Source organism: Providencia sp. wls1916, assembly GCF_009706585.1.
In the GTDB taxonomy this organism is placed as follows: domain Bacteria; phylum Pseudomonadota; class Gammaproteobacteria; order Enterobacterales; family Enterobacteriaceae; genus Providencia; species Providencia lanzhouensis.
Map to the genome: position 1 here is coordinate 566,471 of NZ_WLUL01000009.1, position 25,097 is coordinate 591,567.

General features: G+C 42.3%; 23 protein-coding genes. 6 read left to right on the forward strand and 17 right to left on the reverse strand.

The genetic code is table 11. The features are described from left to right. Nucleotides 1-22 precede the first annotated feature (22 nt). From acpP to yceD, 7 genes are all read right to left on the reverse strand, one after another. Complete coding sequence (gene acpP / locus GKR61_RS05905) at nt 23-256, reverse strand: acyl carrier protein (RefSeq protein ID WP_006660807.1); 234 nt, start codon at nt 254-256, stop codon at nt 23-25. Nucleotides 257-412: 156 nt separating this feature from the next. Continuing rightward, the gene (fabG, locus tag GKR61_RS05910) at nt 413-1,147 is read right to left on the reverse strand and encodes a 3-oxoacyl-ACP reductase FabG (RefSeq protein ID WP_036953075.1); all 735 of its coding nucleotides are present in this window, start codon (nt 1,145-1,147) and stop codon (nt 413-415) included. 8 nt (nt 1,148-1,155) lie between these two features. After that, nucleotides 1,156-2,088: an ACP S-malonyltransferase gene (gene fabD, locus GKR61_RS05915; RefSeq protein ID WP_036953073.1), complete on the reverse strand. Its 933-nt coding sequence runs from the start codon at nt 2,086-2,088 to the stop codon at nt 1,156-1,158. Between the two features lie 18 nt (nt 2,089-2,106). After that, on the reverse strand, nt 2,107-3,057 hold the full coding sequence (locus GKR61_RS05920; RefSeq protein WP_036953071.1) for a beta-ketoacyl-ACP synthase III: 951 nt from the start codon (nt 3,055-3,057) through the stop codon (nt 2,107-2,109). 3 nt (nt 3,058-3,060) lie between these two features. Continuing rightward, nucleotides 3,061-4,101 (reverse strand): phosphate acyltransferase PlsX, encoded by a 1,041-nt coding sequence (gene plsX / locus GKR61_RS05925; protein WP_071992158.1) that lies wholly within the window; start codon nt 4,099-4,101, stop codon nt 3,061-3,063. Between the two features lie 11 nt (nt 4,102-4,112). Continuing rightward, complete coding sequence (rpmF, locus tag GKR61_RS05930) at nt 4,113-4,283, reverse strand: 50S ribosomal protein L32 (protein WP_006660802.1); 171 nt, start codon at nt 4,281-4,283, stop codon at nt 4,113-4,115. Between the two features lie 12 nt (nt 4,284-4,295). Beyond that, on the reverse strand, nt 4,296-4,820 hold the full coding sequence (yceD, locus tag GKR61_RS05935) for a 23S rRNA accumulation protein YceD (RefSeq protein ID WP_036953067.1): 525 nt from the start codon (nt 4,818-4,820) through the stop codon (nt 4,296-4,298). Nucleotides 4,821-4,962: 142 nt separating this feature from the next. Between yceD and GKR61_RS05940 the strand changes: the two genes are divergently transcribed. Further along, a complete protein-coding gene (locus GKR61_RS05940) occupies nt 4,963-5,547 on the forward strand; it encodes a Maf family protein (RefSeq protein WP_036953065.1) in 585 nt (194 codons plus the stop codon). A gap of 49 nt (nt 5,548-5,596) precedes the next feature. Here GKR61_RS05940 and rluC read toward each other — a convergent pair whose 3' ends face one another. After that, the gene (rluC, locus tag GKR61_RS05945; RefSeq protein ID WP_036953062.1) at nt 5,597-6,553 is read right to left on the reverse strand and encodes a 23S rRNA pseudouridine(955/2504/2580) synthase RluC; all 957 of its coding nucleotides are present in this window, start codon (nt 6,551-6,553) and stop codon (nt 5,597-5,599) included. A 618-nt stretch (nt 6,554-7,171) separates the two neighbouring features. Between rluC and rne the strand changes: the two genes are divergently transcribed. Further along, nucleotides 7,172-10,351: a ribonuclease E gene (gene rne / locus GKR61_RS05950; protein WP_154599455.1), complete on the forward strand. Its 3,180-nt coding sequence runs from the start codon at nt 7,172-7,174 to the stop codon at nt 10,349-10,351. 206 nt (nt 10,352-10,557) lie between these two features. After that, nucleotides 10,558-11,433 carry a colicin-like pore-forming protein gene (locus GKR61_RS05955; protein WP_154599454.1) on the forward strand — a complete coding sequence of 292 codons (876 nt, stop codon included), beginning with the start codon at nt 10,558-10,560 and terminating at the stop codon, nt 11,431-11,433. Nucleotides 11,434-11,460: 27 nt separating this feature from the next. On the opposite strand, the gene GKR61_RS05960 is transcribed toward GKR61_RS05955, so the two are convergent. From GKR61_RS05960 to GKR61_RS05970, 3 genes are all read right to left on the reverse strand, one after another. Then, entirely contained in the window at nt 11,461-11,790 is a 330-nt protein-coding gene (locus GKR61_RS05960) for a colicin E1 family microcin immunity protein (protein WP_036953056.1), read from the reverse strand. A gap of 195 nt (nt 11,791-11,985) precedes the next feature. Further along, a complete protein-coding gene (gene tmaR / locus GKR61_RS05965; RefSeq protein WP_036953053.1) occupies nt 11,986-12,318 on the reverse strand; it encodes a PTS system regulator TmaR in 333 nt (110 codons plus the stop codon). Nucleotides 12,319-12,663: 345 nt separating this feature from the next. Continuing rightward, the gene (locus GKR61_RS05970; RefSeq protein WP_036953050.1) at nt 12,664-12,945 is read right to left on the reverse strand and encodes a type II toxin-antitoxin system ParD family antitoxin; all 282 of its coding nucleotides are present in this window, start codon (nt 12,943-12,945) and stop codon (nt 12,664-12,666) included. Nucleotides 12,946-13,053: 108 nt separating this feature from the next. On the opposite strand from GKR61_RS05970, the gene GKR61_RS17800 reads away from it, so the two are divergent. Together GKR61_RS17800 and sbcB are read left to right on the forward strand one after the other, a co-directional pair. Beyond that, complete coding sequence (locus GKR61_RS17800) at nt 13,054-13,185, forward strand: hypothetical protein (protein ID WP_255427171.1); 132 nt, start codon at nt 13,054-13,056, stop codon at nt 13,183-13,185. Between the two features lie 113 nt (nt 13,186-13,298). Further along, complete coding sequence (gene sbcB, locus GKR61_RS05975) at nt 13,299-14,738, forward strand: exodeoxyribonuclease I (protein WP_154599497.1); 1,440 nt, start codon at nt 13,299-13,301, stop codon at nt 14,736-14,738. A 178-nt stretch (nt 14,739-14,916) separates the two neighbouring features. Here the strand turns inward: sbcB and dld are convergent, their stop codons facing one another. From dld to GKR61_RS06005, 5 genes are all read right to left on the reverse strand, one after another. Continuing rightward, a complete protein-coding gene (dld, locus tag GKR61_RS05980) occupies nt 14,917-16,644 on the reverse strand; it encodes a D-lactate dehydrogenase (RefSeq protein ID WP_036953044.1) in 1,728 nt (575 codons plus the stop codon). Nucleotides 16,645-16,976: 332 nt separating this feature from the next. After that, on the reverse strand, nt 16,977-18,359 hold the full coding sequence (locus GKR61_RS05985; RefSeq protein ID WP_154639637.1) for an APC family permease: 1,383 nt from the start codon (nt 18,357-18,359) through the stop codon (nt 16,977-16,979). A 524-nt stretch (nt 18,360-18,883) separates the two neighbouring features. Further along, nucleotides 18,884-19,441 (reverse strand): hypothetical protein, encoded by a 558-nt coding sequence (locus tag GKR61_RS05995; RefSeq protein ID WP_036953038.1) that lies wholly within the window; start codon nt 19,439-19,441, stop codon nt 18,884-18,886. A 186-nt stretch (nt 19,442-19,627) separates the two neighbouring features. Then, complete coding sequence (locus tag GKR61_RS06000; protein ID WP_154599453.1) at nt 19,628-21,607, reverse strand: ligand-gated channel protein; 1,980 nt, start codon at nt 21,605-21,607, stop codon at nt 19,628-19,630. 383 nt (nt 21,608-21,990) lie between these two features. Continuing rightward, nucleotides 21,991-22,776 carry a DJ-1/PfpI family protein gene (locus tag GKR61_RS06005; protein ID WP_154599452.1) on the reverse strand — a complete coding sequence of 262 codons (786 nt, stop codon included), beginning with the start codon at nt 22,774-22,776 and terminating at the stop codon, nt 21,991-21,993. Nucleotides 22,777-22,877: 101 nt separating this feature from the next. On the opposite strand from GKR61_RS06005, the gene GKR61_RS06010 reads away from it, so the two are divergent. Further along, nucleotides 22,878-23,513 (forward strand): TetR/AcrR family transcriptional regulator, encoded by a 636-nt coding sequence (locus GKR61_RS06010; protein ID WP_154599451.1) that lies wholly within the window; start codon nt 22,878-22,880, stop codon nt 23,511-23,513. A 76-nt stretch (nt 23,514-23,589) separates the two neighbouring features. Here GKR61_RS06010 and GKR61_RS06015 read toward each other — a convergent pair whose 3' ends face one another. Beyond that, nucleotides 23,590-25,077, reverse strand: a complete 1,488-nt coding sequence (locus GKR61_RS06015; protein ID WP_036953029.1) for an amino acid permease — start codon at nt 25,075-25,077, stop codon at nt 23,590-23,592. Between the last annotated feature and the right edge of the window lie 20 nt (nt 25,078-25,097).

The following is a 25,097-nucleotide window of genomic DNA, read 5'->3' on the forward strand; positions in this document are numbered from 1 at the left end:
GCCTAGATAAGTTTTACCGCTATTACTCAGATGCTTTGACGTAGTCAATTGCAGCCTGTACTGTAGTGATCTTTTCAGCTTCTTCGTCAGGGATTTCGCAATCGAACTCTTCTTCCAGAGCCATAACCAGTTCTACTGTGTCAAGAGAATCAGCGCCCAAGTCATCAACAAATGAAGCTGTATTCACAACTTCTTCCTCTTTAACACCCAGTTGTTCAACGATGATTTTCTTAACGCGTTCTTCGATAGTGCTCATACTATTAAAATTCCTATCAAAACTCGCTTTCGCGATGGTTTTCGTAGTTTATGAAATACAGGAAAAGATACAACCCAATCCCGGCTGTGGAAACCATTATTTTGCATAATTTTGTATTAGATAACACAAAAATATGCAAATGGTTCCCTCATTTCTTTAGATCATGTACATGCCACCATTGACATGCAATGTTTCACCTGTGATGTAAGCAGCTTCGTCAGAAGCTAAAAATGCTACAGCACTGGCAATTTCTTGTGCATCACCCAGTCTATTCGCAGGAACCTGAGATAAAATGCCTGCACGTTGTTCGTCTGTCAATGCCTTAGTCATATCAGTTTCGATAAAACCAGGCGCTACAACGTTAACAGTGATACCACGAGAAGCGACTTCTCGAGCTAATGATTTACTAAAACCAATCAGCCCAGCTTTCGCTGCCGCGTAGTTTGTTTGTCCCGCATTTCCCATGACACCCACAACAGATGCGATAGAAATAATACGCCCACAACGCTTTTTCATCATGGCACGCAAAACGGATTTAGACAAACGGTAAACGGATGAAAGATTCGTGTCAATAATATCTTGCCACTCATCATCCTTCATACGCATCAATAAGTTATCACGCGTAATACCAGCATTATTAACTAAAATATCAATTTCGCCAAATTCCGCACGGATCTGGGTCAATGTTTCTTCAATTGATGCTGGATCTGTCACGTTTAACGCTAAGCCTTTACCTTTGCCATCTAAATAGGCAGTAATTGCTTGCGCGCCTTTTTCGCTTGTTGCAGTACCGATAACGGTCGCACCGCGTGCAGTCAAGGTTAAAGCAATCGCTTTACCGATCCCACGGCTAGCACCAGTTACCAGTGCAATTTTTCCTTCAAAGCTCATTGTCGTCCTCAGATAGTTTCTAAAGCCGAGTCTAATGATACAGGATCATTGACTGCAACGGCAGTTAAATTAGAGACAATTCGCTTGGTTAGACCAGTCAGGACTTTACCTGGACCCATCTCAACCAATTGCTCAATGCCTTGTTCTGCCATGAATTCGACTGTTTCAGTCCAGCGCACCGGATTATATAATTGGCGCACTAATGCATCACGGATATTTTTCGCAGACGTTTCCATTTTAACATCAACGTTGTTAATAACTGGATAGGTCGGCTCACAAAATTCAATTTTTTCTAATGCTTCAGCTAATTTATCTGCAGCTGGCTTCATTAATGCACAGTGGGAAGGCACGCTAACAGACAGTGGCAATGCACGTTTTGCGCCGGCTTCTTTACAAGCAGCACCTGCACGCTCAACCGCAGCTTTCTCACCCGCAATAACAACTTGACCCGGTGAGTTAAAGTTAACAGGTGAAACCACCTGCCCTTGTGCTGCATCCTTGCATGCTTTCTCGATAGATTCGTTATCTAAACCGATGATTGCATACATTGCGCCCGTGCCTTCAGGAACCGCTTCTTGCATTAGTTTACCGCGCAGTTCCACTAATTTAATGGCTTGTTTGAAGTCGATAACGCCCGCACAAACTAGCGCTGAATATTCGCCAAGGCTGTGACCTGCCATCAATGCAGGCATTTTGCCATTTTTTGCTTGCCAAACACGGAAGATAGCTACAGACGCTGCTAATAATGCGGGTTGAGTCTGCCATGTTTTATTTAACTCTTCTTCGGGTCCATTTTGAACTAGTGCCCAGAGATCGTAACCCAATGCTTCAGACGCTTCAGCGAATGTTTCTTTAACCAGCTGATTTTGTTCTGCTAAATCAGCTAACATTCCTAAAGACTGGGAACCTTGTCCCGGGAATACCATAGCAAATTGTGTCATGTTTGTTTTCTCAGTAAATTAAAAACGAACCAGTGCGGAGCCCCAAGTAAAGCCGCCACCAAATGCTTCTAATAACACTAATTGGCCACGCTGAATGCGACCATCACGCACTGCTTCATCGAGTGCTGTTGGGACTGATGCCGCAGAAGTATTTCCATGACGATCCAGCGTAACAACCACTTTATCCATGGTCATATCCAATTTTTTTGCGGTCGCGGAAATAATTCGTAAATTTGCTTGATGTGGTACTAACCAATCAAGTTCTTCTTTTGCTATGTCGTTTTGCGCCAATGTTTCATCAACGATATGGGCTAATTCACGCACAGCAACTTTGAATACTTCGTTACCTGTCATGGACAAGTAAGCTTGGTCATCTGAACAGCGGCTACGGTTTGGTAAGGAGAGTAAATCTCCATAACGCCCATCAGCGTGCAGATGTGTAGAAATGATACCCGGTTCTTCAGAAGCGCCAATTACCACAGCGCCCGCAGCATCACCAAATAGAATAATGGTTCCGCGATCATTCGGGTCTAACGTTTTAGATAACGCATCCGCACCAATCACCAATGCTTTTTTAGTCATGCCCGTTTTAACGAACTGATCAGCGATACTGATAGCATAAGTAAAACCAGCGCAAGCTGCTGCTACATCAAATGCCGCACAGTCATTAATTTCCAGCATTTGCTGAATTTGACATGCAGCGCTTGGGAATGCGTGAGTTGCGGATGTTGTCGCGACAATAATTAAACCAATTTCACTGCTGTCGACCTGTGCCATTTCCAGCGCATTTTTTGCTGCTTGGAAACCCATTGTGGACACGTTCTCATCGTCAGCTGAAATTCGTCTCTCTTTAATACCCGTACGCGTTACAATCCATTCATCAGAAGTATCAACCATTTTTTCCAGATCAGCATTGGTACGAACTTGCGATGGCAAATAGCTGCCTGTTCCTAATATTTTACTGTACATAGGTTATTGATCACTCCTGGGTAAAACAATATTAAGTCGAGCTGTTATTCTTTCGGGAACTTGTCGTTCAACAGCCTGTACCGCACGTTCAATCGCGGCTTTAAACGCATTCTCATTCGCTGCGCCATGACTTTTGATGACAATCCCTTTTAATCCTAACAGAGTCGCGCCGTTATACTGGTCGGGGTTCATATCCCCAAAACGCTTCATTAGCCGTTTTTTCAACCATTTCTTAGCGAGTTGCATAAACCAACTGCTTTTTTTGTTCTCTTCACCGGCTGATTTTAACAATGAAAGAATGACACGAATCACCCCTTCCATTGTTTTTAGTGAGACATTACCTGCGAAGCCGTCACACACTAATACATCTGTTTTACCTGTCAGCAACTCGTTGCCTTCAACATAACCAATGTAATTAATTGACGCCGTTTCTTTTAACATAGCGGCGGCTTCGCGGATATTGTCCAGCCCTTTACTCTCTTCTTCACCAATATTGAGTAAAGCGACTTTAGGTTGATTGATGTTGGCAACTTCTTCCGCCATCACTGAACCCATCACTGCAAATTGCACGAGCATTTCACTGCTGCAATTCACGTTAGCCCCTAAATCGAGGACAACGGTTTTTCCTTTTTTCTGATTTGGCAAAATGGTCATTAACGCTGGGCGTTCAATACCCTCAATTGATTTTAACATCAATTTTGCCAAGCCCATCAATGCACCCGTATTACCTGCACTCACGCAAGCCTGCGCTTGACCTGTTTTCACTAACTCTAATGCCACTCGCATTGATGTCCCTTTGCTTTGGCGAATTGCATGGGATGGCTTAGCATCGTTAGCAATGACGTTTTCAGCAGGGATAATTTCGATACGCGAAATTTGCTCAGCACTTTGTTGTGCAAGCAAGGGATGAATGGCTTCGGGTTGACCGACAAGCAGTAATTTTAATGCTGGATTAGATGCCAGTGCCTGCAATGCAGCAGGCACCGTGACGCGGGGACCAACATCCCCGCCCATGGCATCTAACGCGATGGTTAGACTAGCCAAAGTATCAACAATTACTTGCTGATAACCTTACGGCCACGGTAGTAACCATCTGCAGTCACGTGGTGACGCAGGTGAGTTTCACCGGAAGTTTTATCTACAGAAACTAGGGTAGCAGTCAGTGCATCATGTGAACGACGCATACCGCGTTTTGAACGAGTTGGTTTATTCTGTTGTACGGCCATTGACCTTACTCCTTAAGTACTTTTCTTTAAACTGGCTAATACGGCAAATGGATTTGGTTTCTCTACCTCAGGAGGTAGTTCACCATACACCATGTCCGCTTCGGACACTTCACAGTGTTCAGAATCATGAACCGGAACCACTGGTAGGGATAGAATTATTTCATCTTCTAACATTCCCAGCAAATTTATTTCACCAAATTCATCTACATAAACTGGTTCATACTGTTCCGGTAATGCTTCGGCCTTTTCGTCACTGACGACAGGACTAAAACAATACGATACGTAGACATGATGTTTGAAATCTTTTCTGCAACGTTGGCATTGTAGGGTGACATCCAATTCAGAATGCCCCTCTATGACCGTCAAGCGCTGATTATCAATTTTAAATGATAATTTGCTTTCAACATCACTATCTACACTGACTACTGATTCGGCAATTCGTGTAACTTGCTCAGGTGTGTAACTCCCGACATAGTCGAGGTTTTTCTGAGCTGCACGCTGCGCATCGATAGTCAGGGGTAATTTTACCTTTTGCATAAGGCGCGCATATTAACTTTGTAATGAACTATAGTCAAAGAAAAAGGCGGGATAAACTCGCCTTTTCACCAAAAAATCGCCGGTTAAGCGGATATAGTTTAAAATGAGTTAACCCTTTTGGCTATGAGTTTCGAGAAAAATCATGAAATCGATTATTTTGGCGTCAACCTCTGAATACCGACAAGCCTTACTGAAGAAGTTGGGTATCCCATTTCTCTCCGCCGCGCCCAACATTGATGAAACCCCTGTTTTACAGGAATCGGCTCAAGCTTTAGTGATGCGCTTATCTCACGAAAAAGCCAATGCATTGGCTCAACGGTATCCACAACATTTAATTATTGGCTCTGACCAAGTTTGCGTCATCGACGATAAAATCGTCGGAAAGCCGCATAATTTTGATAATGCCTTTAAACAACTCAAGGCAGCGTCAGGTCATCGGGTGACTTTTTATACTGGGCTTTGCTTATTAGATAGTGCGACAGGTAAATTCAATCTCCAGTGCGAACCCTTCGATGTCTATTTTAGACAGCTCACTGATGAAGAAATCACCCAATACCTAAATAAAGACGAACCTTATCAATGTGCGGGTAGTTTTAAATCGGAAGGACTAGGCATTAGCCTGTTTGATAAACTTTCAGGGCGAGATCCAAACACACTGATTGGCTTGCCGACTATTTTATTGCTGGAAATGTTACGCCAGCATGGCGTCAATCCACTCTTAGACTAAATAATAAGGTTAGCTAACCTGCGGGAGTTGCTAACCTTTATTATCATTATTACTGCGCTTTTTTCGCTCTCAAGACTTTCAGGCACTGATTCAAATCGTTATGTAACGGCGCAACGACTCGCATCTCTTCACCTGTTTTAGGATGAGTAAATTTCAGTGAATACGCGTGCAAAAACAAACGTTTCAGCCCTGTATCTGCCAGCTGGCTATCAAATTGCCTATCACCATAACGATCATCAAAAGCAATTGGATGGCCTGCATGCAAAGTATGCACGCGGATCTGGTGAGTGCGCCCGGTTACTGGGCTCGCTTTAACTAACGTTGCATTTTCAAAACGTTCTTCGACTTTAAAGCGTGTTTCAGAAGGCTTGCCTTCACTACTCACTCGAACAATACGCTCACCACTTTGTAAAATATTTTTCAATAACGGCGCTTGCACAACTTTAGTATGTGACTGCCAATTACCGCGCACTAACGCTAAATAATCTTTTTGCATCTGTTTCAGGCGTAATTGTTCGTGAAGCGCACGTAACGCCGAACGTTTTTTAGCAACCAATAAGATGCCGGAAGTATCTCTGTCTAAACGATGTACCAGCTCTAAAAAGCGGGCTTCTGGACGTAATGCGCGCAGCCCTTCAATCACGCCAAAGCTTAATCCACTGCCACCATGAACCGCGGTACCTGATGGCTTATTAATGACTAGAATAGATTCATCTTCAAATAGAATGCAATCTGTTAATGCTGCCACCTTATCCAATTTCGCTGAAACAGGTGCGGTTTCACGTTCAGCCACACGCACTGGCGGCACGCGAACTTGATCCCCTTCGAGTAGTTTGTATTCAGGCTTAATTCGCCCTTTGTTGACGCGCACTTCACCTTTACGGATGATGCGATAAATCATGCTCTTAGGAACACCTTTTAACTTGCTCAGCAAGAAATTATCAATGCGTTGCCCTGCTTCGTCATCGCTAATATCAATAAATTGGACTTGGTTTTCTGTTTTCATTCGGGAATGCGTTAACTCTGATTGATGAATAAATAGTCTCACTTACATCGTTATATCATACCGACTCCACGAATTTTTTTATGTTTTTTTTTAAATTGGTCAATTTCTGCATGATTGGCTCAATTTCTTAATAAAATTTCCATATAACTTACGTTGCACTTGCTATAATGCACTTGGCAATGGAATAATAAGCGGCGCCAAGATGTTTAAAAACGAAAATTGGCTTTGCTATGTTAGCTTTAGGTGTTTTTGCACTTTCGGCTATAATTATTTTTAGCTAGTAGAATACAAGTTAGACGTAATACTGTAGGAATTTATTATTTGATGGCGTAACGATGCTGCAATGGCGTAAGACATCTAACTAAATCAAATAAATTAGCGAGCAACGAATTTTAGCTTATTGGGTTGGGAGTCTCCGTTTTCTAAGAAATCTACGGCATCCTGATTAAGAACGCTGAATTTTTAATCTAAAAATCAGGTTCACCGAATACTGCGCGTCTCTATACGAACGACTGCCGAGAGGTAGACGGCTTTGTAAAAATCATGAGGCCATCGGTTTACAGTAGCTCCTTCTTTCGCTGCTCTTTATTATTTAAAAAATAATGAGTAAGTAATAACATGAAAAGAATGCTAATCAACGCAACTCAACAGGAAGAGTTGCGTGTTGCCCTTGTTGACGGGCAACGACTCTACGATTTGGATATTGAAAGCCCAGGTCATGAGCAAAAAAAAGCCAACATTTATAAAGGTAAAATCACCCGTATTGAACCAAGCCTCGAAGCTGCTTTTGTTGATTATGGCGCTGAAAGACACGGTTTCCTGCCTATCAAAGAAATCGCTCGCGAATACTTCCCTAGCAATTACCACTCCCAAGGTCGTCCTAACATCAAAGATGTGCTTAAAGAAGGCCAAGAGGTTATTGTTCAAGTTGATAAAGAAGAACGTGGTAATAAAGGTGCAGCCTTAACCACATTCATCAGCTTAGCGGGTAGTTATTTAGTTCTGATGCCAAACAACCCACGTGCTGGTGGTATTTCTCGCCGCATCGAAGGTGAAGATCGTACAGAATTAAAAGAAGCGTTATCTTGCTTAGAAATTCCAGATGGTATGGGGCTCATCGTCCGTACTGCGGGTGTGGGTAAATCAGCAGAATCCCTGCAACAAGATTTACTGTATCGTTTACGCCACTGGGAAGCGATTCAAAAAGCCGCTGAAAACCGTCCAGCTCCGTTCTTAATCCACCAAGAAAGTAATGTGATTGTCCGTGCTTTCCGTGATTATTTACGTCCTGACATCGGTGAAATCCTGATCGATAACCCGAAAGTGGTTGAGATGGCACGTAACCATATCGAAGCGATTGGTCGTGGTGATTTTGCTAGCAAAATTAAACATTATAGTGGCGATGTACCTCTGTTTAGTCACTATCAAATCGAATCTCAAATCGAATCGGCGTTCCAGCGTGAAGTGCGTTTACCTTCAGGCGGTGCGTTAGTTATCGATACAACCGAAGCATTAACGGCTATTGATATCAACTCCTCACGCTCAACCCGTGGCGGTGATATCGAAGAAACGGCATTCAATACTAACCTTGAAGCCGCTGACGAAATTGCACGTCAATTACGTTTACGTGACTTAGGTGGGCTGATTGTTATCGACTTTATCGATATGACCCCAGTTCGCCACCAACGTGAAGTTGAAAACCGCCTACGTGAAGCCGTTCGCCAAGACCGTGCGCGTATTCAAATCGCACGTATTTCACGCTTTGGTCTGTTAGAAATGTCTCGTCAGCGCCTTAGCCCATCACTAGGTGAGTCCAGCCATCACGTCTGCCCACGCTGTACAGGTACGGGGACTATCCGTGATAACGAATCGCTGTCACTGTCAGTACTGCGTTTAATCGAAGAAGAAGCACTGAAAGAAAATACCCATGAAGTGCATGCGATTGTCCCTGTGCAAATCGCGTCATACCTGTTAAACGAGAAACGCCAAGCAGTCACGGAAATTGAGCAGCGTCAGCGTAACGTGCGCGTTGTGATTGTACCGAATGACCAGATGCAAACACCTCACTTCCACGTCATCCGTATCCGTAAAGGTGAAGAAGTTCAAACTCTGAGTTACAACTTAGCCCAGTATCATGAAACTGAAACTTTAAACCACGGTGAAGAAGCGACGACTGAGCGTAAAGCACCGGAGCAACCTGCTATTTCAGCATTTGCACTGCAAGAGCCAGTTGAAGTTCCTGCACTGAAACCAAAAGAAGCTCCGGCTAAAGCACCTGTTCGTGCCAAAGTGGATGAACAACCTAAAGTTGGTTTATTTAGCAAAATTGCTGCTTTCTTTAAAGGTCTCTTTGCTGAAGAAGAAAAAGCGGTTGAAAAACCGGCTCAAAAACCACGTCAAAATAACAATGACCGTCGCCGCAATAATGATCGTCGTCGTAATAATAACGACCGCCGTAATAACAATCGTCGCGACCGCGATGATAATTACGAAAATCGTGATAACCGCGACAATCGTGACAACCGCGATAACCGTAATAATCGCAATGCACAATCTGAAGATGCTGCCAACCGCAACAAGGGACGTAATAACAAAAATACGAACCAAGTTGAAGAGCAAACCACTGACAATGCAAACCGCGAAAATCAGCAGCAACGTCGTGATCAGCGTGCAGAACGTCGCCGCCGTCAAGATGAAAAACGTCAACAACAAACTGCAAAAACGCAGCAAGATAACCAGCAAACCGCTGTTGATAATGCAGCTGTAGAAAAAGATGAAGAAGAACAACGTCCTGTTGCTCCTCGTCGTCAACGTCGTCAATTAACACAAAAAATTCGTGTGACTGACAATGACCAAGCAGCAGAAACGTCAATGGTTGCTGATACCGCCGTTGTTGCAGAAAAATCTGCGCCGATTGCGGCATTACCAGCAGCAGTGAATGTTGAGAAAAAACAATCTCATGTTTCGCTGGACGAAGATGACAACTTAGTGACTAACTCAGAACAATTGGATGATGATGAAAAACAAGACACCATCATTCCACGCCGTTCTCGTCGTTCACCACGTCATCTGCGTGTGAGTGGTCAGCGTCGTCGCCGTTACCGTGATGAACGTCATCTGAATAAATCACCAATGCCTTTAGCGGCGGCTGTAGCTTCCCCTGAATTAGCCTCTGGTAAAGTGTTTATTCGTTACCCTGTCGTTCAGCCTCAACAAGAAAGCATGGCTATCATGACCAATGAAGAGATGCTGGAACAACAAAATACCGTTCAGGCCCCTGTGGTAGCTGCTCCAATTGAACATGCTGAAGTAAAAGCCGAGCTCACTGAAGCCCCAGTTGTTACTGAAACTGTTATCGAAGCACCAAAAGTAGAAACTGAAGCCAGCGTTGTTGTTGAAACCTCAGCAATCGAAAGCGATGTGCCTGAAAATGTTGTTGCTGAGAATATTGTTGAGAGTGTCGCAGCCGACGTTATCGAAGAGACAAAATCAGCAGTCGTTGAAGAGGTCAAAACTGTTGTTGAACCTGTCGTTGCTGATGTAGTGATTGAAACCGCAGTTACAGCAATTGTTGAAACCGCCGTAATTGAACCAGCTTCAACAGCAAATGCAGTTAGCTTACACAAACGTCATGCATACTCACCAATGACGAAAGCCCCAGCGCCTGCTGTAGTGGCTTCAGACTTTGAAATTAAAGAGTATCAACGTGAGCCATCAACCTTTGAATCTAAAGGCGCAGGTGGACATGTAGCAGCCAACGTTGCGACATCAGAAATGGCAAAACCTGCTAGTTTCTGATTTTAGCAAGTTACTGACGAAAGCCTTGATAGGAAACTATCAAGGCTTTTTTTTGCCCAATAAAAATTGAGTCTGTTGTAATTTATTAAATACTAAGGAAATTTATCATCTTAAAGCCTTTGACGAAATATCGTAGATAACTGCATTGTACATTTGCATAAAAGACATATGTACCGTGGGAAAACACACTTAATGAGGATATTTCTATGGATTATGATTATACACAAATAGACCATTGGAAAAATGGCCATGCCTATGCAAGCGATGGTGTATTACTACTCCCAACCCTTCATGTAAGTTACAACAGAATTCTTCCTGACCACATTCTGAATGCGATGGCAAAAGGATTATGTGGTGTCTGTGGGATCAGTAATTGCCGTTTCGAAAAGACATCTCCTTATAAAAAAATGTTAAGCGCCTATCAAAGTGGACAACTTGAATTAATGTATACCATTTATTGGCGCTCTTTTGGCGGGTTGTACCCAATGATGAAACCGAAAATAGAGCAGGATTTAAATGAAATAAATAAAATAGAGTCAGAGGAGATTAAGGAGTCAGTTAAATTTACAACTGATTTTTATAAAGAAGTTTTTAATACCTATGGAGAAAAAGCAGAAAAACTGGCTAAAACTATAGCGGAGCAATCCAGAGGAAAAAGGATTCGTAATGTTGAAGATGCATTAAGAGCTTATGATAAATATAAAACTAATATTAATAAAAAGATCGATACTAAAAACCGGAAAATTATTGCATCAGCATTAGAATCACTCAACGTTGATGAGATTGCAAAAAACTTGAAAAAATTCAGTAAAGGCATGGGCTTTGTAAGCTATTCAATTGATGCTAACGACCTAAGAATTGAATTGGTTAAAGCCGTAGAAACTGATAATTGGAGACCATTTTTTGTGAAAGTAGAAACTATATTAATAGGAATTAGTGCTACGGGTATTGCTGGCTTAGGTTTTAGTTTTTTATTAGGTGGACCAGTTGGTATATTAGGCTATGGACTTATACTTGCCGGAATAGGGTCTCTAATTGATGATAGCTTGGTAGAAAAAGCAAATAAGCTAGTTGGTTTATAGTAAGCCACAAGAAGGCAGTTCATTTGGTTACTGCCATCTTTTTATAAAGATAATTATTATAAATATTAACGTTATTGGAATTGCGAAGAAAAAAACAACACCATGATACAAAGCTAATCCTCCAGCCTTACCTGGAGTGTCCATCAACAAGCCTCTACTCCAAAATTCTTTAGTAGTAAAAATTAAAAAAAAGCTTTCCACAGCCCATTTAGCCAGCGGAAAAATTACAATGCCAATAATACTTATCAGTATAATTAATGGTTTATATTTAAGCTCATTATCTAAACAAGAGTATAAAAATAATAAACCCATAAACCATCCCCAGTACATATTTTTAATATAATATCGTTTATTCATTGCGTGCTTTCTTACCAACTAAAGAGTTAATGATAACAAAACACATATGCGAATGAAAACTCATAATAAAATTAAGTTATTAATATATATGCATTTTAAATCCAATCAACTAATCACTAAGTGAACCATCTCATTTTATTACTAAAAAAAAGCTGAGACATAGCTCAGCTTCCTTAAAATTAAATCAGACGACAATTACTTAGTTTCAGGTCGCGCCAGTTCACCCATTTCTTTAAGTTTTTTAGAGATCTCACGACGCTCTTTGGATAACTCAGCATTCTTAATGATGTAATCATCGATACGATCATCATAGTCGCTACGCATGTTTGCGATGATGCCATGGATATCATCAATGGACATACCTGGTTTGATATACTCACTCAGGTTATCTAACAGCAAAACACGTTTTTGGTTATCACGAATTTTCTTTTCGTTATCCGTGATTTCGCGACGAATTTTATTTTTACGACGAAACATACGCACAAATTCCAGTACATTCTGGAAAGTTGGTTTGTTGGCGTTGTCCATGTTTAAAATCCCCTATTCAATAATCAAAATGTATTGTCTATTAACACAATACCTTCTTCTAGGGTCACCTTACAAGATACATTCGCTATTTTATTGATTTAATGTTACTCATAACATCTTGGTATTGATTCAATACACGGATCACTGTTTTGGAGTATTTGGAAGGAATAAAAAAGACAGTATGATTCTCAACGGGTAACGAGAATATATTTCGTCCTAACTCTCGTCGTTGTACACCAATAGTGAGCTAACAACTCAAAACTGTTAGTGAGCCGAATGAGATACTCTTCCGCCTTTTTAGTCCCAAAATGCTTCTGGCTATATCACCAAATAGCTTCTAAATCCTCATTCGCTTTTGGGGTCAGATTTATCGTTTTCATTTTTAACCTTATCTTTCATCCGTTGAAGGAATTTGGTTTGATCCCAAGCGATTGGCGTTCCACTGCTCAATCCTTCAGCAATAAGATCTTTTAATTCTTGCACATGGGATTGCGCTTGCTTTTCTTTAAGTAAACGCAAGGCATCACGTAAAACTTCACTCTGCGTTCTGTAATCACCTGAATTAACTAATGAATCGATGAAATCACGAAGTTCATCACCGAGATCGACTGTCATTGTTCTTGCCATAAGCTTTCTCGTATAAGATATATTCTTACATCTAGTATAGGTTCATCTATTTTTTTGATCCAGATTATTTTCTATACTCAATTTTTCTAGACTACTTTTGAGGTTAATATGGATAAAACACGCCTTCATAGCGATGCCATCGCTGAGCTTCTACGAAATGAACCCCACCTTATTAAATATTATTTAGAGCACGCTTTGCTTGAAGCTAATGAAGATGGCGGCCAAGAGGCTCTTATTTAGTGTCTATCCCATATAATGCAATCGCTATCCCCCACATAAGTTTAGATTTTCTGCCAGATGGTTTACCATAGCATCAAACCGTTATGCGTTTGCATTTCTCACCTAAATCGACGATGGATCTCATTTTGAAAAATAAGCATAATCAGCCGACCTTTTTTATCCATGACTATGAAACATTTGGTAAGCATCCGGCTCTGGATCGCCCTGCTCAGTTTGCGGGTGTGCGGACAGACTTAGATTTCAACATCATCGATGAACCTGAAGTATTTTACTGCAAACCTACGGATGATTATCTTCCTCAACCAGAAGCGGTAATGATAACCGGCATTACCCCGCAAATCGCAATGGCCAACGGCATGAATGAAGCGGAATTTGCGAAGCGCATCCATAACGCATTCAGCGTACCTAACACCTGCATTATGGGTTACAACAATATTCGCTTTGATGATGAAGTGACGCGAAATATTTTTTATCGTAACTTTTATGACCCTTACGCCTATAGCTGGCAGCAAGGTAATTCTCGCTGGGATTTATTGGATGCATTACGTGCTTGCTTTGCGCTGCGCTCTGAAGGGATCAATTGGCCAGAAAATGATGACGGGTTACCTAGCTTACGCCTTGAGCACTTAACCAAGGCCAACGGTGTGGCTCATGAAAATGCCCATGATGCGATGTCTGACGTTTTAGCCACCATTAATATGGCTAAGTTACTGAAACAAGCTCAACCTCGTATGTTTGATTATTTCTATCAACTGCGAAATAAAAACAAAGTTAACCAGCTGATCGACATCGTGGATATGACCCCGTTAGTTCATGTATCGGGGATGTTTGGCGCGGTACGCTCTTATGTCAGCTTAGTGGCCCCTCTCGCTTGGCACCCTGAGAATAAAAACGCGGTGATTATGTGTGACCTGTCAGCAGATATGTCGCCACTACTAACGTTAAATGCGGATGAACTTCGTGAGCGCTTATACACACCGAAAGCTGAGTTAGGTGACGAGCTACCCGTCCCAGTTAAACTGGTACATATTAACAAATGCCCAATCCTTGCCCCTGAGAAGACCTTGCGAACAGTAGATGCTGAACGTACAGGCATTGACCGTGACCTGTGCATGCGTAATTTAGAGCTGTTACGTAAGAATCCTGATGTGCGTAATAAACTGATTGAGTTGTTTAGCGTCGCCCAACAATTTGAAGAAAATAATGATGTAGATAGCCAAATCTATAATGGTTTTTTCAGCCCATCTGATCGCTCTACGATGGATATTATTCGCGAAACGCCACCCCAGAATTTACCTGCGTTAGATCTTAGCTTTGAAGATAAGCGAATGAAGGAGCTATTTTTCCGTTATAAGGCACGCAATTTCCCTGCGACACTCTCTTATGATGAGCAACAGCGTTGGTTACAGCATCGCCGCGATTATTTTACTGAGAGCCGTTTAACGGATTATCTACAGCAAATTCAATTACTCATGGAAGTTCATCATGAAGATGAAAAACGCTGTCAGCAATTAAAAGCCTTAGTGAACTATGCCGCAGAATTAGCAAGTTGATTGTCAGTGATAGGGATGAAAATGGCTCTTTTTGAGTTGTAAAATTAACGAGGAAAATCAATTTGTTGATTTTCGCCTGATAACACAAAGAGGGAAAAACCACGCTTTTATCCCTCTTTGTGATCAATCTCATGGGCAGAAAACCCGCCCATTTTATTATCTTCTATCTTTTAGTGGTCTAGTGGTCACAACCACAATCCCCTTCCCAATGTTTCCGCTTAGTGGTCTTTCCAAGACCTGGATTCATGGTATTTGTTGGGTCGGACTCTTTATAGAACGATTTCAATTGTTCCGGTGCTTTATATAAATGCCCAACGTTGTGCTCTGCTGGGTACTGAGCGCCTCGCGCATCCAGTAATTCCAACATTTTTTGCTTCAGCTCTTTCGGATCTACGCCTTTTTTCAAAACATAATCTTGGTGCATGACGTGGCACATAAAATGTCCGCAATATAATTTATGCACAATCAGATTTTCAATTTCTGGTGGCAATTTTTCAAACCAATCACGGTCATTACGTCTTAGTGCAATATCTAGCGGTAGGACATCTTCCACATCATTATTATGTACGGCATGATAGCGAACGGCAGATCCCGCAGCGGCAAAGCGATGTAAGAATGCTTTTGCACCTTCTTCTGGTGTGCATTCAAAATAGCCGCCATCGGCTGTGGCGAAGAAGGATTTCAACCAAACTTTAGCTTCATCAATACCGTCCCCCGCCATTTTGAGCATTAAATGGTGCTCGTACTGGTCACGGAACTGTTTCATGCGCGGTGGTAGATGAGATGGCCACAGTTTGCTTAGCAGCTGCATGGTGCGGTCAATTAAGTTTGATGGCAGAAATGGTACTTTATTCAGCACCGCATCCATACGTCCTTTAATGGTAAAGAAGGTTGGCATTTTGTCGGTGCCAAATTTATCGATCATTAAGAACGTATCTTTGCCGTAAATTTCGGCAATATCAAAGCAGCCACGGTGCATATATTCACCTGCGACAGGCAAATTTTCAAACTCACTCAAAATATGGCGACGAATGTCTTCTAGGACATCTGGATTGTTTGAACCAATATAGAAAACTTGTGTGGCTTTGTCCGCAGGGAAAGTATCTAAGCGAACAGCGAAAACAGCTAACTTACCCGCACAGCCTGAGGCTTCAAACAAACGACGCTCATCCGCATTAAAGCGCGATGGCGTGTCTGCATCGACATCTCGCACGCGTTCTGCGTAATCATGATCGGATGCCAACTTTTCACTATTTTCGATATCTTCACTGCTATAGCGACGGTTTTGTAGGTTGGTTAAGATCTCTTCTGGAGTTTTCCCCAATTCGATACCTAAATGGTTTACCAGCTCAACCTTGCCATCTTCATTGACGCGTCCATATAGGGCCAACTCCGTATAAGCCGGACCACGACGCACAAGGGAGCCACCAGAACTATTACAGATCCCTCCCACAACGGATGCACCAATACATGAAGAGCCAATTAAGGAGTGCGGTTCACGCCCCAGTGGTTTGAGGATTTTTTCGAGGTCATAGAGCGTACTGCCAGGCATCGCAACCACTTGGTTAAATTCGGGTAGGACTTGAATTTGGTTTAGGCGTAACGTGCTGATAATGACGATATCGCGATCATAATCATAACCGCTTGGGGTTGAGCCTTCAGTGAGCCCCGTGTTTGCCGCTTGCATGATCACAATTTTGTCAGCTTCGACACAGGCTTTAAATACATACCACTGTTCGAGTAACGTGGTTGGGAATACAACGGCAATGGCATCACCCACTCCTGAGCGGAAGCCTTTGCGATAACGTTCTGTTTTATGGGATTCGGTAAGGATATTTTTTTTGCCAACAATGTTCCTGAGTGTGAGTAATAATCGTTGGTTCTCAGGATTTTTTACATCATTCATCTCATGCCTTCCTGTCAGGGTCTTGTCATTAAACCCATCCACAATATCACATAAGATTAATATGTTAAGAAATTATTAATACTCTTTAGAAACAAAAACAGCACCCAAAGGCGCTGTTTTTATTAGTCATCAATTTCAGTTCGCAGTTTAACTATTTTGATGCCAACCTGTATTTGAAGTTATATTTAGGCAGCTATGCTGACATATATTCAAAATAATTCGTGTTGTAGCTAGGCGGCAAGCAAGCTAGACCCTAGGAGCATACATAAGTATGTGACTAGGGCTAGCGCGTGCAGCCAACAACGCTACGACGCGAAGAATGAAGAATATATTTATAGGTCGCTCATCTGCGGCATAGGCCTACGGAACATACGAGTCAGCACCGCCATATACACCAGACCAACCGCCGTCCAAATCAGACCATAAACCATTGAATCTTCTTCGATATTCAGCCACAGCACACAGACTGTTAGCGTACCGATGATCGGTAATATCAAATAGTTCATGATATTTTTGAAGCCTTTAATTCGGCGTTCACGAATAAAGAACTGGCTGATGACTGAAATATTGACGAATGTAAATGCAATCAGCGCACCAAAGTTAATTAATGCTGTTGCAAAATCCATCTCAAACCAGATAGCGCCGAGGGCTAAGAAGCCAACTAATAAGACGTTATAAGCTGGGGTACGCCATGTTGGGCTAACATAGCCGAACACTTTTTCTGGGAATACACCATCACGACCCATTACATACATTAAACGCGCACTACCCGCATGAGCTGCCATACCGGATGCTAATACCGTGACACAGGAGAACACAAGGATAATGGCTTGGAAGAATGACCCCGCCACAAATCGCATAATGTCAGGCTGTGTTTCGTTAATATTCGCAAAACGTGAAACGTCTGGGAAAAATTGCTGTAAGAAGAACGAAACGGTAATAAAGATCACACCACCAATCAGTGCAGTTAAGAAAATTGCACGAGGAATGACTTTACCTGCGTTTGGTGTCTCTTCTGACAGTGAACTTAACCCATCAAAACCTAAGAATGAGAAACAGAGTATGGTTGCCCCAGCTATCAGCGGGATCATCTCAGTTTTTTCATTCGCAAATGGATTGAATGTCCAGATCTCCCCTGTCCCTTCACCATTTGAAACGCCGTGGATCACTAAACCTGTGAATACTGCCATTACCCCCATTTGGATAATCGCAATTACAGTACTTAAGTTTGCAATCACGTTGATACCCCGTAAGTTGGCGGCAGTCATTAAAATAACCAAACCAATAACAAAATACGCAGGTTCAACATTCGGGAAAATATCTTGTAAATAAATTTTCGCCAATAAGATGTTGATCATTGGCATGAAAATGTAGGACAGCAAAGATGTCCAACCCACAAGGAAACCAATATGTGGACTCATTGATTTCTGGGCATAAGTATAGGCTGAACCCGCTGATGGGAAGCGTTTAACCAGCTTACCGTAGCTCAGTGCAGTAAACAGTATCGCAGCAAGTGCAATAATGTATGAAGTCGGGACGTGACCACCAGTCTTATCTGATATCATTCCGAAAGTATCAAAGATAGTCATTGGCTGGATATACGCAATACCAATCATAACAACTTGTACAAGCGTTAATGTCTTCGCAAGTTGAACACGGTTATTGGCGCCAGTTTGGTTGTGGCCGATATCTAAAGGTACGGAATTATTTTGCATGATAAAGCCCCCCCATAACTTTCGATTGCGTACTTCGACTCAATCGACAGTTACTGGGAAGACTTTGCATCTGCCTATAAGCAGAGAAGAAAGAAGAGAAGTGGAAAAGCGTCTGTGCGAAGCCGGTGTTTGCTCCGTAGTCATCAATGCGGCAACGACGACCGCTTGGCCCTGCTGCCAGTGCGAAAAAGTAAGCCATAAAAGCATTCCTCAAAGCTGTAGCATGAAATATTAGCTACACGTAAATATTTATTTATCTATCCGGCCTGATATCCGGCCCCGTTAAAATGAAAGAACCCTAAAAAGCAAAAAAACCGATGCCGGTTTTTATCAGGCATCAGTCATTTTTTAGTCCGCGCATTTTGCACGTCATACCTGTAAATAGCAAGCCAATTTGTTAACAAAACGCCCCCTTTTCGATGAGAAATTCTGATAATTTTAGACTTTCCGTTCTGATAGCTAATATGACATGCTTTTAAGACGATAAATGACACTAAAGCCGATTGATTATCCTTAATAAAATGCTAAACCGGTCGGTCTAATTTCGCGGCACTTTTTTCCAATAACATATCTAAACTTGAGTGCAGTAATTTACTTTTTACGGCTTTGGTTTCTGACTGCAATGGACTACCAACTTTGTTATCCATCGTATAGACCGTTACTTTTCCCTCTTGATGGTTATAAATCAATAAACCATCCACGCCATAATCATATTGGTCTTTAAAATTACCCAGTACCGATTGCATACTGTTTCTCGCCTCAACATCACCATTGACGGCTTTACGGAGTGCTTCGATGGATAATCCCACAGGAACCGAGTAGACATACAACACTTCCACATCAGAATCACCATCATCACTGCCATTACACATAAAGCAGCCGTCTCTTTGAACAGAGGATAGCCTCTCCATTTTGCGCAGTTCGATTAATAATTTTTGTCCATCTTGATACGGTGATTCTGAAATATCGAGAAAAACGAGTCGGTAAGGTCCCGGATCACCCGCAAGGGCATTGGAAATATAGCCTATAAAGAGTAAAAAACTCAGACAACTAGCTCTAAAATAACGGTTAAATTTGGGCATAGTCTATTCCTGCTTGGCTCCATATCGCGGTGAGGAAGATTGACGCAGTTAGAGATAAATAACCATATCTTTATTTCCGAATTACTGATTTTCTTTTTGGATATCTATTTTCTTTTTAAATAATAGTACAAAAAGCCCTTTGGCGATTAACCAAAGGGCTTAGATAAACAAAAACTAATGGTTTAATTAGAAGTTGTAGTTGATGCCGATATTATAACGACGACCTTCTAATTCCGCGCCATAGGTGCCTTGATCTACACGACGGTCCAATACGTTATAAACACCACCAACAATATTGGCATTTTTACTTAGTTTATAGCTCGTACCCAGGTCAAACATTGCATAGGATGGTGTCCCTTTACTCATTTGCTGACCACGACCTTGATAATCTGAAGTTTCACTACGGAAATTCATACGACCCCAAGTTTGTAAATCTTCCGTTGTATCCCAAGTCAAGGTGGTATTTACCATGTGCTTAGGCTGCTTACTCAACGGCTTACCTTTATTTACGCCACTTTTTTGTTCTGTATGCGTATAGGTATAGTTCGCTGCAAATTCGAGGTTATCAAGAATTCCCCAGTTGAAAGTCACTTCAACACCTTGCATTCTTGCTTTGTCAACGTTGGCTTTATCGCTAACAAAACGGTACGGTTTACCTGGGGTATCACCTTCACCATCCGCTAACGTACAGTCTCTGATTGTGTCAATGCTATTGTCACAACGTCTGATTTCCGTAATTTTATCTTTGAAATCAGTATTATAAATAGTAACCCCAGCAGTTAAGTTATCTTGATTATTCCAAATAACACCAATCTCTTCAGTGATACTTTTTTCTGGTTTAAGATCTGGGTTACCGTAAATGACGGCATTTCCTTTACCACCGCCAGTTGCTTGTCCCCAGTTTGCCGACGATTCACGTAAACTTGGTGCTTTATAACCTGTGGATACACCACCTTTAATCGTCCATTGCTCATCTGCATGCCAAACACCGTATAAACGGGGGGTCCAATGAGCACCGTAGTTTTCATCATTATCCATTCGCAGACCACCTGTTAATGCAAAGTCATTTGTCATTAACCATTCATCTTCTGCAAATAATGCCCAGCTATATCTGTCTAACTCACTATTTCCCGGCAGCTTGTTACTTTGATCTTTTAGCTTTTCCTTACGGTACTGACCACCAATACTGACACTGTGATCACCCAGTAAGAAAACACTTTGGTTACGGACGACTAAATCTTCTACCGTCATTTTACGGCCTGGGTTTTTCGCTTCATCGTACTGAACATAAGTGTCCGTCGATGCAAGATCATAAGTACCTGTATGCGTTAAAGCTACATGAGTCATATCGTACTTACTAAATCCGCTACCATCACCATATGCAGCGGTATAACCCTCACGATAGTCACGATGCTGGTTATCTTTTTTAAAGTCTAAATCAAAGGCGTTTTGCTCATTTGGTGTCAGTGATAATGTACCGCCACCACTAGTCATAATTTGGCGACCAAATCCATCAATAATTTTATCTTCACTTCGGTGTGAATATTGACCTTGTAACTTTATTCCTAATAAACCATCAACTAATGGTCCCGAGGTATAGAAGCTACCTTGCCCTGTATTACCTGAATTTTTGCGTTCTGTAATGGTAGTATCTGCTCGTAAACTTGTTGTCCACTCTTGCTGAACACGACGAGTAATAATATTGATAACCCCGCCCATCGCATCAGAGCCGTAAAGAGAGGACATTGGACCGCGAACCACTTCGATGCGTTCAATAGCAGGTAATGGTGGCAACCAGCCTTGTTCGATACCTGATCCATCACTATTTGGTCGGATGCTACGAGTATCCACACGTTTTCCATCGATAAGGATCATAGTGTATTTTGCATCCATCCCTCGGATACTAATATCGGAGCTACTACCGCCACCAGTAACAAGAACACCAGGAACATCCTTCAGGGCATCCGTCACATCGCGATAAGCTTTAGTTTCTAGCTGTTCACGTGTCACAACGGAAATTGATGCTGGCGCATCTTCAATCTTTTGCTGATAGCCTGATGCAGTTGTTACAAAAATTTTATCGCTGCTGTCATCCGCAAAAGCAGGTACCGCAGTGATAGCCGCAATAATACTAACTGCTATTTTTCTTTTAGTAAAAACAACCATTCCCAATTCTCCAAGAGATTTCTTTATCTTAACAATGAATTTTCTATGCTCAGCATGGGTCGTCTAACGCCCCAAAGGTTTATTATTCTTTTGACATGATACTTTCTGAGGTTTACCACTTTCGAAGCTAAATCAATTAAGTAATTAACTCTCATTCGCAGGCGGTAACAATAATGTAAATGGTAATACTTATCAATACCATTATTGAATGATTCATGACTTTCCGTGATGAATTGTGTGACTTAAGTCAAAGGTTAAATCTTTTGAATCAAGATCTGCGGCTGATTATTCATCAGTCGTAGATCCGATTAAAAACGAAGAAAGGTGAGCGCTTGTCAAAAGAAGGCTAAATACAAGCGCAAAAAGGCAGTAGATACGGAAGGTTATTGATTAATATTCAGGCTAAATTGTGCGTAACCGCGTTTTGCCGCAGCGTGATACTGTTGGTTTAGTGGTGCAGTCATCTGTTGTGCTATTGCCGTCATTTCAGGGCCTGCAAGTTCAGGTGAACCAGTACGAAACGGCGGGCGAGGATCATACTCAATTGCCAATTCGACAAGGGAGGCAACCTCTTCCCCACACAAGGCTTTGAGCACCAACAGTGAAGCGTCAAATGAACCAGTTGCCGGTCCAGAGGTATAAATCGACCCATCGATGACGACATCGCTGCCCCCTACAGGAATTGCCCCTACGTCTGGTAGCATCGGGACAACATTGCTATTACTTGTTGCCCGTTTACCCCGCAATAACCCTGCCGTTCCTAGCATTAACGAGCCATAGCAAGTACCAATCACCGTTTTTGCGGTATGCCCAACCCGTGCAAAAAACTGAATCACTTCAGGATCTTCAATAACCTCCGGAGGCACCATACCCGTGACTAAAACATCTAAATCATCAGGGCACTCATCGAATGTCATTGTTGGCATAGTTGGCCACCCTGTGTAGCCCTCAAGCAACTCTTTACGCTTCCAGATAAAATAAATTTCAGCGCCCACGATAGTAAAAACGGATTGCGCCCCATTAATGTCCATTGGCATAAATCCTGGGCAGACAAAAATACCCACTTTAAGTAAAGAAGATTGTTGTGCCCTACCCCCTGCAATCAGCGCCTGAATTGACGGAGTCGTTAACCCAGCAGCCGTGCTAATAGCATAATCATATTTATTCATTCTATTACCTTTGGTTATTTAATTGCCATTATTATACTGATCGGTAAGATAATATATGATATACAATGAAGTAAACTATTTTTGTACTGAATGGTAATAAAATGGCACAAAAAGGTAGACCACGAAATTATGATAGCCATGAAGCACTAAATAACATCATGGCGTTATTCTGGCGCAAGGGGTATTCCGCGACTTCACTTGAAGATTTGGTTAACGTCACTGCGATGAAAAAGCCGAGTCTCTACGCCGCTTTTGGAAACAAAGCGCGACTGTATGAATTAGCAATGGCACGGTTTGGTGAAATCGCGCAGGCACATTACGCAGCTGCGCTGGCTGAGCAATCGCCAAATGAGTCATTGTTCGCACGACTTAGCCGTTGGCTTCGTGCCACCGTCTCCTTGTATAACGGAGTAGACGGTAAAACGGGCTGTATGGTGCTCTCTACTGCCGTAGCAGAAACCGATGACCCACAGGTACAAGCCTTCCTAAAAGACGTTATCCTTGCACAGGAGACGATGCTTATCACTTGTATCGAAAAGGAAAAATCGACCTTACGTGAACCTGAAAATGCGCGATTACTCGTAAAAACGCTTATCGCATTACTGCATTCAGTATCGCTACGGGCGAGAGCGGGCGAAACAGAAGAGGAGTTGTCCGCGCTAATTGATGCGGGAGAGATGGTGCTGCGTGCAACGCTAGTTATACCAGAAAACACCCAATCAACGTCATCCCCTTAGAAAACAAAAATGGGTAATGTTGTCAGCAAACTCACTGACCAACATTACCCATTAACATCTTAATTTTAAGAGAAAATTACTTCTCTAAATTCTCTTTATATGACGGGAAGCTCATCTCTTTATAACGGATAATCGAGGTTTTCTTCACGATTTTATATCCGAACCAGATAGCTAAGAATAGAGGAATACCGATATAGGTTGCGGTAACACCTACCCAGTCAATCTTATCTTCTAAGAAAGCTTGATAGTTTTGACCCAGTGTAATCACTAAGCACAGGATAAAGGCGAAAATTGGCCCGATTGGGAAGAAACCAGAGCGGTATGGCAAGTCATTAAGATCTCTACCTTGCGCAATATAGCCTCTTCTGAAGCGGTAATGGCTGATGGCAATCCCTAACCACGCGATAAACCCAGTCATACCTGACGTGTTTAATAACCACAGATATACCGTTTGGTTACCAAACATTGAGCTTAAGAAGCACAGACCCGCCACAACCGTGGTTGCCAGCAATGCATAACGTGGTACGCCACCTTTTGACAGGCGAGCAAAGATTTTCGGTGCTTTACCTTCACGAGCCAAGGTGTACAGCATACGCGTTGAGGCATACATCCCGGAGTTACCCGCAGAGAGAACCGCAGTTAAGATAACGGCATTCATCACCGCTGCCGCTGATAATAAACCTGCATTCTCAAATACTAATGTAAATGGACTTACGCTAATGTCTTTCACGTCGTTACGCAGTAAGCTTGGATCAGTGTAAGGGATAATTAAGCTAATGATTAAAATCGCGAAGATATAAAACAGCAAAATACGCCAGAACACTTTACGCACCGCACGAGGGATATTTTTCGCTGGATCTTTTGACTCACCCGCCGCAATACCGATTAATTCAGTACCTTGGAATGAAAACCCTACGATCATCGCCACACCAATCATGGCAGAGAAACCACCAGCAAATGGTGCATCACCAATTTCCCAGTTATGCCAACCCGCGTTTTCTGCGCCGTTCATAATGCCGAAAATCATCAGCACGCCAACGACGATAAAAATAACCACCGTGGTCACTTTGATTAGCGAGAACCAATATTCCGCTTCACCGAAGCCTTTAACGGAAATGTAGTTCAGTAAGAAAATGATTGCTAAGAAGATAGCACTCCAGATCCAGCCTGGGGTATCTGGGAACCAGTAGGTCATCACTAATTGTGCCGCTACAAGGTCAACCGCGATAGTCACCGCCCAGTTGTACCAGTAGTTCCAACCTAATGCGAAGCCAAAGCCTTCATCGACATATTTTGCGCCATAAGTCGCAAAGGAGCCAGAGACTGGCATGTACGCAGCTAATTCACCTAAGCTGGTCATTAAGAAATACACCATTAAACCAATAATGGCATATGAGAGGAGCGCTCCACCCGGTCCAGCTTGTGCTACTGTGGCACCGGATGCCACAAATAAACCGGTTCCGATGGAGCCGCCAATTGCGATCATCGCGAGGTGGCGAGCTTTTAGTTCTCGACGTAATCTTGGTCCGCCGCTCATCGATGTCGTTGTATGTTGTTCTGCCATCTGTTCCCTGTATTTTATTT

Excerpts from the sequence above, each read along its gene's own strand:
- acpP (WP_006660807.1), bottom strand. The coding sequence starts at position 256 with ATGAGCACTATCGAAGAACGCGTTAAGAAAATCATCGTTGAACAACTG.
- fabG (WP_036953075.1), bottom strand. The coding sequence starts at position 1,147 with ATGAGCTTTGAAGGAAAAATTGCACTGGTAACTGGTGCTAGCCGTGGG.
- fabD (WP_036953073.1), bottom strand. The coding sequence starts at position 2,088 with ATGACACAATTTGCTATGGTATTCCCGGGACAAGGTTCCCAGTCTTTA.
- GKR61_RS05920 (WP_036953071.1), bottom strand. The coding sequence starts at position 3,057 with ATGTACAGTAAAATATTAGGAACAGGCAGCTATTTGCCATCGCAAGTT.
- rpmF (WP_006660802.1), bottom strand. The coding sequence starts at position 4,283 with ATGGCCGTACAACAGAATAAACCAACTCGTTCAAAACGCGGTATGCGT.
- yceD (WP_036953067.1), bottom strand. The coding sequence starts at position 4,820 with ATGCAAAAGGTAAAATTACCCCTGACTATCGATGCGCAGCGTGCAGCT.
- GKR61_RS05940 (WP_036953065.1), top strand. The coding sequence starts at position 4,963 with ATGAAATCGATTATTTTGGCGTCAACCTCTGAATACCGACAAGCCTTA.
- rluC (WP_036953062.1), bottom strand. The coding sequence starts at position 6,553 with ATGAAAACAGAAAACCAAGTCCAATTTATTGATATTAGCGATGACGAA.
- rne (WP_154599455.1), top strand. The coding sequence starts at position 7,172 with ATGAAAAGAATGCTAATCAACGCAACTCAACAGGAAGAGTTGCGTGTT.
- GKR61_RS05955 (WP_154599454.1), top strand. The coding sequence starts at position 10,558 with ATGGATTATGATTATACACAAATAGACCATTGGAAAAATGGCCATGCC.
- GKR61_RS05960 (WP_036953056.1), bottom strand. The coding sequence starts at position 11,790 with ATGAATAAACGATATTATATTAAAAATATGTACTGGGGATGGTTTATG.
- tmaR (WP_036953053.1), bottom strand. The coding sequence starts at position 12,318 with ATGGACAACGCCAACAAACCAACTTTCCAGAATGTACTGGAATTTGTG.
- GKR61_RS05970 (WP_036953050.1), bottom strand. The coding sequence starts at position 12,945 with ATGGCAAGAACAATGACAGTCGATCTCGGTGATGAACTTCGTGATTTC.
- GKR61_RS17800 (WP_255427171.1), top strand. The coding sequence starts at position 13,054 with ATGGATAAAACACGCCTTCATAGCGATGCCATCGCTGAGCTTCTACGA.
- sbcB (WP_154599497.1), top strand. The coding sequence starts at position 13,299 with ATGGATCTCATTTTGAAAAATAAGCATAATCAGCCGACCTTTTTTATC.
- dld (WP_036953044.1), bottom strand. The coding sequence starts at position 16,644 with ATGAATGATGTAAAAAATCCTGAGAACCAACGATTATTACTCACACTC.
- GKR61_RS05985 (WP_154639637.1), bottom strand. The coding sequence starts at position 18,359 with ATGCAAAATAATTCCGTACCTTTAGATATCGGCCACAACCAAACTGGC.
- GKR61_RS05995 (WP_036953038.1), bottom strand. The coding sequence starts at position 19,441 with ATGCCCAAATTTAACCGTTATTTTAGAGCTAGTTGTCTGAGTTTTTTA.
- GKR61_RS06000 (WP_154599453.1), bottom strand. The coding sequence starts at position 21,607 with ATGGTTGTTTTTACTAAAAGAAAAATAGCAGTTAGTATTATTGCGGCT.
- GKR61_RS06005 (WP_154599452.1), bottom strand. The coding sequence starts at position 22,776 with ATGAATAAATATGATTATGCTATTAGCACGGCTGCTGGGTTAACGACT.
- GKR61_RS06010 (WP_154599451.1), top strand. The coding sequence starts at position 22,878 with ATGGCACAAAAAGGTAGACCACGAAATTATGATAGCCATGAAGCACTA.
- GKR61_RS06015 (WP_036953029.1), bottom strand. The coding sequence starts at position 25,077 with ATGGCAGAACAACATACAACGACATCGATGAGCGGCGGACCAAGATTA.